We start from the raw sequence: 12572 nt of genomic DNA, 5'->3' as shown, positions 1-12572 counted from the left end.
AAGGCCGGGGGCGCATTGCGCGCCCTCGGTCAGCGGTAGGCTTGCTCTCGTGCTTCCTGCAGCCGTTGGCGCAGGTACTCATTGCGACTGAGGCCTTCGGGTATGGCCTGCATGGCGTTGACTTCATCGACGATGCGCCTTTCCTCCCGCTTGTATCGCTCGAATTGCGGTGAGCGCTGTTGGGCGCGGGCTTTCTCCCTTGCCTCGCTGGCGGCCTGATAACGGCCTATCAGTGCTTCTGAGCGGGCAGTCTGCTCCGCAGGGTCGTCGACACTGGCGCGGATCAGTGCAATCTGCAGCAGTACGGACTCGCCGGCGGCCAGTTCACCTTTTGCCTCCTTCTCCTCCAGTCCTTTGCGCAGACGCTCGGCTTCAGCCTCACGCTCAGCGGGGGAAAGTGCGGCGGCTTTGTCGAAGAAGCCCCGGTATTCGGCATCGAATGCCAAGCGCTTGGCGTACTCGTCCGCTTGGGCCAGATCATTGGCGCTCTTGGCGCCCGATCGAGCATCTGTCGGTGCTTGCAAGGGGTTGGTGGATGCGTTGCTTTCCGAAAGAGTGGGCAGCGTCGACGCCTGAAGGGGAGAGGCATCAGGCTGCAAGCGCCAGAATAGGGTGGCACCTGCTGTGGTGATCGCGAGCGCAATGGCGCTGAGGAACATGGTCTTGTTGGTCATCGTGCCTCCTGCACAGGATTAAGTGCCGGCAAGCTTAGTCGACGCGCTCTTTCCTACGCGGCACCCAGGCCCAGATCATCTCGCAGCGGATCGGCTCGGCACCGCTCTCGTCGGTCACGCGCACCTCCACGGTCACCTCGCCCTTTTCCTCCTCCTCGATCCGGCGTAATTGCTCGGACGAAAGCCGCGCTTCGGCCCTGAGGCCGCCACTTGCTCGCCGAAGGTAGTCCACGTGCAGCGTGCGAATCAGCGGAATGCGGGTATCCGGCACGCTCATGCCCACCAGGATGCCCGTCGCCGACTCCGCCAGCAGCGCCATGCACGCCTCCGATGTGGTTTTGTACGCGCCTGCGGTTGGCCAGGCTCATCACCGCCCGGTCGGGGCCCAGGTGATGGACGCGGATGCGCCCGGTACCGGCGAACTTCACCTGGCTGCCGATCAGCAGGCTCAGCAAGGGGGTGTGCAGTGCAGCGGGGAGGCGGGTGATCAGCCAGGTGGCTTTGGCAAGGCGGTTGGTCGGCATGGCGAGGCTCGTGGTGAGTGAGCCGCCAGTCTCCCAGTGTCAAAAGGGACCGGCCATTGCTGGCCGGTCGGAGTGCCCTGGCAGTTCGGCCAGTGGCGGAGGGGTCAGAGGATGCGTCGGCGGTCTTCCCGGGTGATCACCACCGTTGCCGAACGCGGCCGGCGGCCTGGGCCGTCCGGCCAGGTGCTGGTCAGGTTGGTCGGGGTCGAGCCCTCGCCCGGGTGCTGGATGTTGACGAACAGCGTGCGGAAGTCCGGGGTCGCCGTGATCCCGGTGATCTCCGCGCCCAGCGGCCCTACCAGGAAGCGCTTCATCTCCCCGGTGCGCGGGTCCGCCACCAGCATCTGGTTGTTGCCGAACGGGCCGGACGCCAGTTGGCTGCCGCTCATGTCGGTCTGGATCCACAGGCGGCCGTCCTCGTCGAACCACAGCCCGTCCGGGCTGGCGAGGATGGAGCCGGCGTCCAGCGGTTGGCCGTTCGGGCCACGGCTGTCGCTTTGCGGGCCGGCCAGCAGGAACAGGTTCCAGTTGAAGCGTGCGCCCGCGTAGTCACGGCTCTGCTCGCGCCAGCGGATGATGTGGCCGTAGGCATTGTTCGGACGCGGGTTGGGCGCGTCCGGCGTGGTGCGTGCGGTGTTGTTGGTGAGGGTGAAGTACACCTCGCCGTTGTCCGGGTTCACCGCACCCCATTCCGGGCGGTCCATCTTGGTCGCGCCCACGGCATCGGCGGCCAGGCGGGTGTTCACCAGCACATCGCCCTGGTCGGCGAAGGTCACGCCGGCCTTCTGGCAGGCCTGCTGGAAGGCCGGGTCGTTGATGTCCAGGGCCAGCCACTGGCCGCTGCCATCGGCGTTGAAGCGCGCCACGTAGAGTGTGCCGTTGTCCAGCAGGCGATGGTTGCGCTTGCCCGGGCGGAACGTGTCACGGCTCACGTACTTGTAGATGTACTCGTTCTGCGAGTCATCGCCGGAGTAGCAGACCACCCGACGGCCCGGCTTCACCGGCGCGAAGATCAGGCCCTCGTGGGCGAAGCGGCCCAGGGCCGTCCGCTTGACCGGGGTGGAGGTGGGGTCGAACGGGTCGATCTCCACGATCCAGCCGAACTGGTTCGGCTCGTTGCGGTAGTCGCCCTTGGCATCGGCAGCCTTGCGGGTCGCGTCGAAGCGCTCGAACTCATCGCCCGCCAGCGTCTCCCAGCCGAAGCGACTGGTGTTGCGCAGGCCATAGCGTTTCAGCTCGCGGGGCAGGTCGGCGTCGCGGGTGGCGAAGTAGCCGGCCCAGTTCTCCTCGCAGGTCAGGTAGGTTCCCCAGGGGGTGAAACCGTTGGAGCAGTTGTTCTGGGTACCGCGCGATTGGGTGCCGTCCGGGCTGTAGCGGGTCTGCATCAGCGCGTGTCCACGTGCCGGGCCGCTGATGCGCATCGGCGTCGCTGCTGTTATGCGGCGGTTGCGCGGGCTGGGTACCACATTCCACTCGCCGCGCACGTCACGGCGGATCTCCACCACCGACACCCCATGGGCGTTGATCTCCTTGCGGACCTCCTCGGCACTGGTGCGCTTGCCGTTCACCACGGTCGGGCCGTTCGGGTGCAGCAGCGGCGCGTCGATGTACTCGTGGTTCAGCACCAACAGGCCGTGGTCCGAACGTATCCCGAAACCGTGGCGGGCATCGATGGGGAAGAAGTGCATGCCGTCGTGGTGCATGCCGGTCTGCTCGGCCTGGTCCTGGGCGCTGTTGCTGGCGTCATCGGCAAAGGCCGGGTAGCGGCCGGTGATGGGCGTACCCCAGGGAATGAACGCGGTGGCCTTGTAGCCCGGCGGCACCGTCACGGTGTCGGCGCGACCGGTGGGGATGCCCTCGAAGCCCAAGCGCTTGCGCGGACGGAAGGGGAAGCCCAGGCCGCGTGCCTCGGCCTCGATCTCGGTGGCCTGGGCCTGGCCGGGCAGGCTCACGCCAAGGAAGGCGAGGGCGCCCAGGGTGGCGCCACCGGCCAGCACCTCGCGGCGCTTCAGACCGGCGATCAGGTCACTGATGTGCAGGTTGTCCGAGCCGTTGCTGGGCAGCTCGTCGCCGTTGCCGAACAGCACGGCGGTGTCGTTGTTTTCGTGGTTCAAGGCATGTCTCCATACAGGCGAATCGACGGAGACCTGACGCTAAAGCCCAAAAGCGACCGGAAAATGACAGTGCCACCCGGCGGCGTGAGCCGGCACGCAAAATCGTCAGCGCGGACCGATGGCGAAGATCAGTGCGCCACCCTGCAACTGGCGGATCACCCGGTCACGGTCGGCGCTGGCCAGCACCAGGCAGCCGTTGCTGCGGCCCGCCACGCCATGAGCCTCGATGAAGTCCCGCTCCATGTAGTCCCGTGCATGCACCACGATGGCCCGTGCCATCGCATTGCGGTTGCTGTGGCTCAGCCCCTCCAGGCGCATGGAGAGGCCGTGGCCCGGTGCCTCGCTCTGGAACACCTCGGCCGTGCGGAACACCCCGAGTGAAGACGCCAGGCTGCCTGGACGATCGGAAAAACGCTCCGCGTAGCCATCGTGGTCCGCGTCCGAGCCGCGCCCGTGGGCCACGCGAAACCGCCCCAGCAGCGCATGGCTGCGCCGCTCGAACAGCAGGAAGCGTGGCTCGTTGGAGCGCTGGCCGTAATCCACCACGGCGAAATGCGAGTGGTTATCACCGCGAAGTCGCTCTAGGATTCCAGGCATCTCGCTGGCCGGCACCCATTGGCGCAAGTCGTCTGCCAGGGCGGCAACAGGCGAGAGCAACAGCAGGAGGACGACGAGGGATTGGCGCATGGGGCGGCCTCGTTGGAGCAGCCGCCGCTGAACCCCGGAGTCACGGAGGACGCAAGATGAGGGACAGGTATCGACGCGGCCAGGCAAGGATCGAAGGCCGCGTCCAGGCGACCCGCAAGGGGTCGCCGGCGGGGCACAGAGCGTCAGCGCTTGCCCATGGAACGGCGCGAGCCGCGCGGCGGCATGCCGGGGCGTTGGCCACGGTCGTGGCCTTTCAGGGTCTGGTACCAGGGCAGGTTCTGCTTCGGCTTTTTCTCGGTCGCCTCAGGGCTGGTCTCGGGGGCGGCCGGAGCGCCGGTGTCTTGAAGGGTGTCGTTCATACAAGGTCCATGGCGCCTTGGCGCCGGTCACTGGAGAGTCTGGCCGATCAGGCCGGGCGCCATCATATCGCAAGTCGCTGGAAGCGCCCTCATCCTCGGCGGAGGCACCCTGACCTGTATCAAGGTGATTTCCGTGGAGTTATCGGATGATCCCCACCATCACAAGGAAATGGACTGAAAAATGAAGCAACCAAGCAAACAGGTTCGGGGCTGGATCGTCTCCGCGCTCGTGGTCGCCGCGCTCGGCGCCGGCGCCTGGTGGGTGCTGCGCCCGGCCGGCCTGGGAGAGGGCTTCGCCAGCGGCAATGGCCGCATCGAGGCCACCGAAGTGGACGTGGCCACCAAGCTGGCCGGCCGCGTGGCCGAAATCCTCGTGGACGAGGGCGACTTCGTGAAGGCTGGCCAGGTGGTCGCGCGCATGGACACCCAGGTGCTCCAGGCCCAGCTCTCCCAGGCCGAAGCCCAGGTGCGCCAGACCGAGAACGCCCGCCTCACCGCTCAGGCCCTGGTGGCCCAGCGGCAGAGCGAGCAAGCCACCGCCGAAGCCGTGGTCGGCCAGCGTGAGGCCGAGCTGACCGCCGCCAGCAAGCGCTTCACCCGCACCGAGGCCCTGGTCAAGCGCAATGCCTTGCCCCAACAGCAACTGGACGATGACCGCGCCGTGATGCAGAGCGCCCAGGCCGCCCTGGCCGCCTCGCGCTCCCAGGTGGTCTCGGCCAAGGCCGGTATCGAAGCCGCCCGTTCCCAGGTGATCGAGGCCGAATCCGCCATCGAAGCCGCGCGCGCCTCCGTCACCCGGCTGGCAGCCGACATCGAAGACAGCCTGCTCAAGGCCCCCCGCGACGGCCGCGTGCAGTACCGCGTCGCCCAGCCCGGCGAAGTGCTGGGGGCCGGTGGCAAGCTGCTCAACCTGGTGGACCTGGGCGACGTCTACATGACCTTCTTCCTCCCCGCGCCCCAGGCTGGCCGCGTCACCCTCGGCTCCGAAGCGCGGCTGGTGATCGACGCCGTGCCGCAGTACGTCATCCCCGCCAAGGTCTCCTACGTCGCCAGCGTCGCCCAATTCACCCCCAAGACCGTAGAGACCGCCAGCGAGCGCGAGAAGCTGGTGTTCCGCGTCAAGGCCCGCATCGACCCGGCGCTGCTCAAGCAGCACATCACCGCCGTGAAGACCGGCGTACCCGGCATGGCCTACCTCAAGCTGGATGAAGCGGCCACCTGGCCCGAGCACCTCGAAATCAAGGTGCCCTGATGAACGCCGTCAGCCATGTAGCGCAGTTGAGCGGGGTCTCGCTGCGCTACGGCGACACCTTCGCCCTGAACGAGGTCGACCTGGCCATCCCCGCCAACTGCATGGTCGGGCTCATCGGCCCCGACGGCGTCGGCAAGTCCAGCCTCCTGGCGCTGCTCTCCGGCGCCCGGCGCATGCAGAGCGGCAGCATCCGCGTGCTCGACGGCGACATGCGCTCGGCCCGCCACCGCCGCGCCATCTGCCAGCGGGTCGCGTACATGCCCCAGGGGCTGGGCAAGAACCTCTACCCGACGCTCACCGTGTTCGAGAACGTCGACTTCTTCGGACGCCTGTTCGGCCACGACCGTGCCGAACGCGAACGGCGCATCGACGACCTGCTGCGCAGCACCGGGCTCGACCCCTTCCGCGAACGGCCCGCCGGCAAACTCTCCGGTGGTATGAAGCAGAAGCTCGGCCTGTGCTGCGCGCTGATCCACGACCCCGACCTGCTGATCCTCGACGAGCCCACCACCGGCGTCGACCCGCTGTCGCGCAACCAGTTCTGGGAACTGATCGGGCGCATCCGCCAGGGCCGCGAAGGCATGAGCGTGCTGGTGGCCACCGCCTACATGGAAGAGGCGGACCGCTTCGACAGCCTGGTGGCCATGGACGCCGGCCGGGTACTCGCCACCGGCACCCCGGCCGAGATCCGCCAGCGCACCGGCTGCGACACCCTTGAAGAAGCCTTCATCGCCCTGCTGCCCGAAGAGAAGCGCAGCGGCCACCACCGCCTGAGCATCCCGCCCCGCAAGCGCGGCAACGGCGAGATCGCCATCGAAGCCGAAGGGCTCACCTGCCGCTTCGGTGATTTCGTCGCCGTGGACCGCGTGAGCTTCCGCATCGAGCGCGGCGAGATCTTCGGCTTCCTCGGCTCCAACGGCTGCGGCAAGTCCACCACCATGAAGATGCTCACCGGCCTGCTGCCGGCCAGCGAAGGGCGCTGCGCCCTGTTCGGGCAGGACGTCGACGCCAGCGACCTGGCCACCCGCCGGCGGGTCGGCTACATGTCCCAGGCCTTCTCCCTCTACGGCGAACTGACGGTGCGGCAGAACCTCGAACTGCACGCCCGGCTGTTCCACCTCCCGCCCGAGCGCATCGGCCCGCGGGTGGGCGAAATGCTCCAGCGCTTCGACCTCGACGGCGTGCAGGACGAGCTGCCCGAAGGCCTGCCTCTGGGCATCCGCCAGCGCCTGTCGCTGGCCGTGGCGGTGATCCACGGTCCCGAGCTGCTGATCCTCGACGAACCCACTTCCGGCGTGGACCCGGTGGCCCGCGACGGCTTCTGGGAGCTGATGATCGACCTCTCGCGCAACGACGGCGTCACCATCTTCATCTCCACCCACTTCATGAACGAAGCCGAGCGCTGCGACCGCATCTCCCTCATGCACGCCGGGCGCGTGCTGGACAGCGACACCCCCGCCGGCCTCATCGCCAAGCGCAACCTGCCCACTCTGGAAGCCACCTTCATCGCCTACCTCGAAGAGGCCGCCGGCATCAGCGGCCAGGCGCCCCAGGCCGCACCGGTGCTGGCAAAGGGCGGGGAGGGCACGAGCAAGGACCGGGGCTTCAGCTTCGCCCGCCTGTTCAGCTACGCCCGGCGCGAAAGCATGGAGCTGCGCCGCGACCCGATCCGCCTGACCCTCGCGCTGCTGGGCACCGTGCTGCTGATGTTCATCATCGGCTACGGCATCAGCATGGACGTCGAAGACCTCTCCTATGCCGTGCTCGACCGCGACCAGACCACCACCAGCGAGGCCTATGCCCTCAACCTGGCCGGCTCGCGTTACTTCATCGAGCGCGCGCCGATCCACGACTACGCCGAACTGGACCGGCGCATGCGCAGCGGCGAGCTGAGCCTGGCGGTGGAGATCCCGCCGGGCTTCGGCCGCGACCTCAAGCGCGGCGCCCGGCCCACCGTCGGCGTGTGGATCGACGGTGCCATGCCCACCCGCGCCAACACCGTCAAGGGCTACGTCCAGGGCCTGCACCTGGAGTACCTCGCTGAACTCGCGCGGCGCTCGCCCTCCGGCGGCTACACCACGGCAGTCACCACCGAAGTGCGCTACCGCTACAACCCCGACGTGGAGAGCCTGGAAGCCATGGTGCCGGCGGTGATCCCGCTGCTGCTGATCATGATCCCGGCCATGCTCACCGCCCTCGGCGTGGTGCGCGAGAAGGAGCTGGGCTCCATCACCAACCTCTACGTCACGCCGGTCACCCGCCTGGAATTCCTCCTTGGCAAGCAACTGCCCTACGTCGCCATGGGCATGATCAACTTCCTGCTCATGGTGGCTCTGGCCGTGGTGGTGTTCGGGGTGTCCCTCAAGGGCAGCTTCGTCACCCTGGTGCTGGCCGCGTTGTGCTACGTCATCACCGCCACCGGACTCGGCCTGCTGCTGTCCACCTTCATGCGCAGCCAGATCGCCGCCGTGTTCGGCGTGGCCATCGCCACCATGGTCCCGGCGATCCAGTTCTCCGGGCTGATCCACCCGGTGTCGTCCCTGGAGGGGGCGGCGGCCCTGGTCGGGCAGGCCTATCCGGCCACCCACTTCCTCATCATCAGCCGCGGGGTGTTTTCCAAGGCCCTGGGGTTCAGCGACCTGGCCGGCTACTTCGTGCCGTTGCTGATCACCATCCCCGTGCTGCTCGGCCTCAGCGTCCTGTCGCTGAAGAAGCAGGAGGTCTGAAATGGGCAGCCTGAGCAACATCCTGCAACTGGGGCTCAAGGAGTTCCGCAGCCTGCAGCGTGACTACGCGATGCTGGCGCTGATCCTCTGGGCCTTCAGCATGGGCGTCTACAGCTCCGCCACCGGCCTGCCGGAAACCCTCCACCACGCGCCCATCGCCGTGGTCGACGAGGACCGCTCGCAGCTCTCCAATCGCCTGGTCAATGCCTTCCAGCCGCCGTACTTCCGCACGCCCGAGCTGATCGACCAGGCCGGCATGGACCGTGGCATGGACACCGGCCGCTACACCTTCACCCTCGACATCCCGCCGGACTTCCAGCGCGACGTGCTCGCCGGACGCAACCCGGTGGTGCAGCTCAACGTCGACGCCACGCAGATCGGCCAGGCCTTCAGCGGCGCCGGCTACGTGCAGAACATCATCTCCACCGAGGTCAACGAATTCGTCGCCCGGCACCGGGGCCAGCAGGCCATGCCGGTGGAACTGGAGATGCGCACCCTGTTCAACCCCAACCTCACCCAGGCCTGGTTCGGCGGGGTGATGGAGGTGATCAACCAGATCACCATGCTCTCCATCATCCTCACCGGCGCCGCGCTGATCCGCGAGCGCGAACACGGCACCGTCGAGCACCTGCTGGTGATGCCGCTCACCGCCTTCGAGATCATGCTGGCCAAGGTCTGGTCCATGGGGCTGGTGGTGCTGGTGGCCACCGCCCTGAGCCTGGTGTTCGTGGTACGCGGCTGGCTGGCCGTGCCCATCAGCGGCTCGCTGTCGCTGTTCCTGGTAGGGGCCGCGCTGCACCTGTTTGCCACTACTTCCATGGGCATCTTCCTCGGCACCGTTGCCCGCTCCATGCCGCAGCTCGGGTTGCTCACCATCCTGGTGCTGATGCCGCTGCAGATCCTCTCCGGTGCCACCACCCCGCGCGAGAGCATGCCGGAGCTGGTGCAGCACGTGATGCTGATCGCCCCCACCACCCACTTCGTCGCCCTGGCCCAGGGCATCCTCTACCGCGGTGCCGGCCTCGACATCGTCTGGCCGCAGTTCCTCGCCATCCTCGCCATCGGCAGCGCCTTCTTCCTCGCCGCCCTGCGGCGCTTCCGCGCCACCATCACGCAGATGGCCTGATACGGGGGCGCCGGCCCTCCGTCTGCCGGCCGCCCCGCTGCCCATACCCACGGGTGGACGGGGCGCGCTGCCTCGCCGTGGTGCGTGGAAATACGCCGTAAAGGATTTTGCCGACGGCAGGCTGCACCCCGCCGCACTACCAGCGCCACGAGTACCGGCGCCACGACTGGCGCCAACCCCGGAACGACTGGGACGAACGCCGCCACGACTACACCCCGCGCCTGCAGAACTGGGGCGGCCAGCCGGAAGGCGGACCACGTTACTGGCAGGGCCGTGGCCGTCATGACCATGATGGCCGCAGTGGCTGGGGGCGCTAGCTCAGCCAGGCAAGGCCGCAGGGGTGCGGGCGTCCTCGTCGAGGATCAACTCGCGCATCGCCTCGGCGGCCGGTGACAAGGTGCGCCCGGCGCGGCTGACCAGGCCGTAGGCCGAGCGTTGTGACAGCAGGCCGGGCGCCAGCTCCAGCAGGGCCAGGCGCCCGGCTTCGATCTCTTCGGCCACCACGTCCAGTGGCGCCATGCTCAGCACGTCGCTTGCCGCCACCAGGGCCTTCAGCACCATGAAGTTGTCACACTCGATGCCCAGTGGCTGGCCGTTTTCTGCCAGCCGCCCCAGGGCCTGCGCCACCTCGGCGGGCACCTGGGTGCCGGCCAGCGGGTAGGCTGCCAGGTCGGCCGCCGTCAGCCGGTGCCGGCGTCGGCCCAGCAGCGGGTGACCCGGTCGGCAGAAGATCACCCCGGGCCAGCTACGCAGGGACGTGACCTCCAGTTGCGGGTCGTCGCGCAGCTCCCGCACATCGGCCACGAACAGCTCCAGGGCATCGTCCAGCAGGCGCTGGTGCAGGCTGTACCAGGTGTCGATGGCCAGTTGCACCCGCACCCCCGGGTGCGCCCCGGCAAAGCGCCCCAGCGCTCGTGGCACCAGGCGGGCGGCGGGGTAGGGGCCGGCACCCAGGCGCAGTTCACCGCTGCCCAGGTTGTCCAGTTGGGAGACGGCGCTGCGCAGCGCACGGTCGCCGTCCAGCAGGCGCCGGGCATGCTCCAGCACCAGCCGGCCGTGGGCGGTCAGGCTCACCTGGCGCGGGCCCCGGTCCAGCAGGCGGCAGCCCAGGCCGTTCTCCAGGGCCTGGATACTGCGGCTCAGGGCCGGCTGGCTGAGGCTCACCGCCTCGGCGGCACGGGCGAAGTGGCCGTGTTCGGCCAGGGCGACGAAGTGGCGGAGCTGGCGAAGGTCGTTCATGCGCGGTCTGCATTGAAAACTGAATAAGAATGCATTGGCATTATCGTTCGGCCGCTGCCAGCCTGTCAGCGCTCATCCACAACAACAACGAGCCGACCATGCGACTGACTACCCGCTTCAGCAGCCTGCTGCTGGCCGCGACCCTGCCCCTGGGGGCCGACGCCGCGCTGCCTGACGAAACCCTGAAAGCCAGCATCAACCCCGAGCTGGCCGAACACACCCGGCACTTCAACCAGAAGGTCTACCAGGTGGCCGACAACGTCTGGTCGGCGGTGGGCTGGAACCTCGCCAACAGCGTGATGATCGAGGCGCCCGAGGGTCTGATCATCGTCGACACCGGCGAGTCGGTGGATCAGTCGCGCAAGGTCCTCGCCGAGTTCCGCAAGATCAGCGACAAGCCCATCAAGGCCATCGTCTACACCCACTTCCACCCGGACCACATCAACGGCGTGAAGGCCTTCGTCAGTGAAGAACAGGTCAAGAGCGGCGAGGTGCGTATCTACGCCCAGGAAACCCTGCTGGAAAACGTCGTCACCCAGGGTTCGCTGGTGGGGCCGATCCTCGCCATGCGCTCGGGCTACAGCTTCGGCGTTGCGCTCTCCGACGAGGACAGGCGCGACATGAACGCCGGGATCGGGCCGCAGGCCCACGAGGGCGCCTCCACCTTCATCGCCCCCACCGACACCTTCCGCGACAGCCTCGACACCACCATCGCCGGCCTGCCGGTGCAGTTCCTCCATGTGCCCAGCGAGGCCCCGGACGAAATCGTCCTCTACCTGCCCGGCAACCGCGTGCTGATCAGTGCCGAAGTGATCCAGGGGCCGACCTTGCCCAACATCCACACCCTGCGCGGCACCAAGTTCCGCGACCCGGTGGTGTGGGTGGCGAGCCTGGACAAATTGCGCGCTTTCCAGGCTGACGTGATGGTGCCGCTGCACGGCCAGCCGGTGAGTGGGCGGGAGAAGGTGGAGGAGGTGCTGCGCATGACCCGCGACGGCATCGCCTATATCCACGACCAGACCGTGCGCTGGATGAACAAGGGCCTGACCCCTGACGAACTGGTGGAGAAGGTCAAGCTGCCGCCGCACCTGGCCGGCTACACGCCCTACCTGCGCGAGTACTACGGCACCGTGAAGCACAGCGTGCGGCAGATCTACCAGGGCTATCTGGGCTGGTTCCAGGGTGACCCGGTGGACCTCGACCCCATCCCGCCGGCGGAGAAGGCCAAGCGCCTGATCGCCCTCATGGGTGGGCGCGACAAGGTGCTGATGGCAGCCGGCGACGCCTACCTGAAAGGTGACTGGCAGTGGGCGGCCGAGCTGGCCGGTTACGCCATTCGCATCGACCATGACGACACGCTCGCCCGCGACATCAAGGCCCGCAGCTTCCGTCGCCTGGGCTACGCCAGCATGAACATCAACTGGCGCAACTGGTACCTGATGAGCGCCATGGAGCTGGAGGGCAAGCTGGAGGGCGACGTGGCGCTGGAAATGTCCCGCCGGGTGCGTTCGGCCTTCCTCTCGCCGGACATGCTGAAGAACCTGCCGGCGCGCATCTTCCTGCAGAACTGGGTGACCCGCATCGACCCGGAGAAGAGCGGCGACGTCGAACTGGCCCTGGGCTTCGCCTTCCCCGACATCGACGAAGCCTGGACCTTGGAAGTCCGCCGCGGCGTGGCCCAGCTCAAGTCCGGCATCGACCCTGCCGTACCCCTGCGCCTGACCCTCGACAAGCGCTACCTGGACACCGTCATCAGTGGCGAGAACAGCCTGCTCAAGGGCGCGCTGCTGGGGGACGTGAAGGTCGATGGCAACCTGCTCGACATCAAGACCTTCCTCGGCTGCTTCGATTTCGAGGACGCCCCCATCGCCCTCACCGTGCGCTGAGCCGGGCAGGGCGCGCCCGCCGGG

Annotated in this window: 10 protein-coding genes and 1 pseudogene; 5 read left to right on the top strand and 6 right to left on the bottom strand. The window is 67.9% G+C overall.

Annotated features, from left to right (window positions below):
• Positions 1–29 precede the first annotated feature (29 nt).
• The 5 genes and pseudogenes from A7D27_RS09165 to A7D27_RS28315 all read right to left on the bottom strand — a co-directional run bounded on the left by A7D27_RS09165 (position 30) and on the right by A7D27_RS28315 (position 4319).
• Complete coding sequence (locus A7D27_RS09165; protein WP_240923086.1) at positions 30–674, bottom strand: hypothetical protein; 645 nt, start codon at positions 672–674, stop codon at positions 30–32.
• Positions 675–708: 34 nt separating this feature from the next.
• Positions 709–1198 (bottom strand): annotated as a pseudogene (locus tag A7D27_RS09160) (DUF4442 domain-containing protein).
• 104 nt (positions 1199–1302) lie between these two features.
• Positions 1303–3312, bottom strand: coding sequence for a PhoX family phosphatase (locus A7D27_RS09155; protein WP_069561446.1), 2010 nt, complete (start codon positions 3310–3312; stop codon positions 1303–1305).
• A 105-nt stretch (positions 3313–3417) separates the two neighbouring features.
• Entirely contained in the window at positions 3418–3999 is a 582-nt protein-coding gene (locus A7D27_RS09150) for a murein L,D-transpeptidase catalytic domain-containing protein (RefSeq protein ID WP_069564688.1), read from the bottom strand.
• A 143-nt stretch (positions 4000–4142) separates the two neighbouring features.
• On the bottom strand, positions 4143–4319 hold the full coding sequence (locus A7D27_RS28315) for a hypothetical protein (protein WP_165664670.1): 177 nt from the start codon (positions 4317–4319) through the stop codon (positions 4143–4145).
• Positions 4320–4500: 181 nt separating this feature from the next.
• On the opposite strand from A7D27_RS28315, the gene A7D27_RS09145 reads away from it, so the two are divergent.
• The 4 genes from A7D27_RS09145 to A7D27_RS09130 all read left to right on the top strand — a co-directional run bounded on the left by A7D27_RS09145 (position 4501) and on the right by A7D27_RS09130 (position 9740).
• Positions 4501–5571 carry an HlyD family secretion protein gene (locus A7D27_RS09145; protein WP_069564687.1) on the top strand — a complete coding sequence of 357 codons (1071 nt, stop codon included), beginning with the start codon at positions 4501–4503 and terminating at the stop codon, positions 5569–5571.
• A complete protein-coding gene (gene rbbA / locus A7D27_RS09140) occupies positions 5571–8297 on the top strand; it encodes a ribosome-associated ATPase/putative transporter RbbA (RefSeq protein WP_069561443.1) in 2727 nt (908 codons plus the stop codon). Before A7D27_RS09145 ends, rbbA begins: the two co-directional genes overlap by 1 nt.
• Before the next feature lies 1 nt (position 8298).
• Positions 8299–9423: an ABC transporter permease gene (locus A7D27_RS09135; RefSeq protein ID WP_044405802.1), complete on the top strand. Its 1125-nt coding sequence runs from the start codon at positions 8299–8301 to the stop codon at positions 9421–9423.
• Positions 9424–9530: 107 nt separating this feature from the next.
• Positions 9531–9740: a hypothetical protein gene (locus A7D27_RS09130; RefSeq protein WP_069561442.1), complete on the top strand. Its 210-nt coding sequence runs from the start codon at positions 9531–9533 to the stop codon at positions 9738–9740.
• Between the two features lies 1 nt (position 9741).
• On the opposite strand, the gene A7D27_RS09125 is transcribed toward A7D27_RS09130, so the two are convergent.
• Positions 9742–10662 (bottom strand): LysR family transcriptional regulator, encoded by a 921-nt coding sequence (locus tag A7D27_RS09125; protein ID WP_069561441.1) that lies wholly within the window; start codon positions 10660–10662, stop codon positions 9742–9744.
• Positions 10663–10760: 98 nt separating this feature from the next.
• Between A7D27_RS09125 and A7D27_RS09120 the strand changes: the two genes are divergently transcribed.
• Positions 10761–12548: an alkyl/aryl-sulfatase gene (locus tag A7D27_RS09120; RefSeq protein ID WP_069561499.1), complete on the top strand. Its 1788-nt coding sequence runs from the start codon at positions 10761–10763 to the stop codon at positions 12546–12548.
• The last annotated feature ends 24 nt before the right edge of the window (positions 12549–12572 follow it).

Source organism: Pseudomonas sp. 1D4 (assembly GCF_001728925.1).
In the GTDB taxonomy this organism is placed as follows: domain Bacteria; phylum Pseudomonadota; class Gammaproteobacteria; order Pseudomonadales; family Pseudomonadaceae; genus Metapseudomonas; species Metapseudomonas otitidis.
The sequence above is the reverse complement of the archived record's forward strand: the minus strand, read 5'-3'. Positions and strand labels throughout refer to the sequence as shown.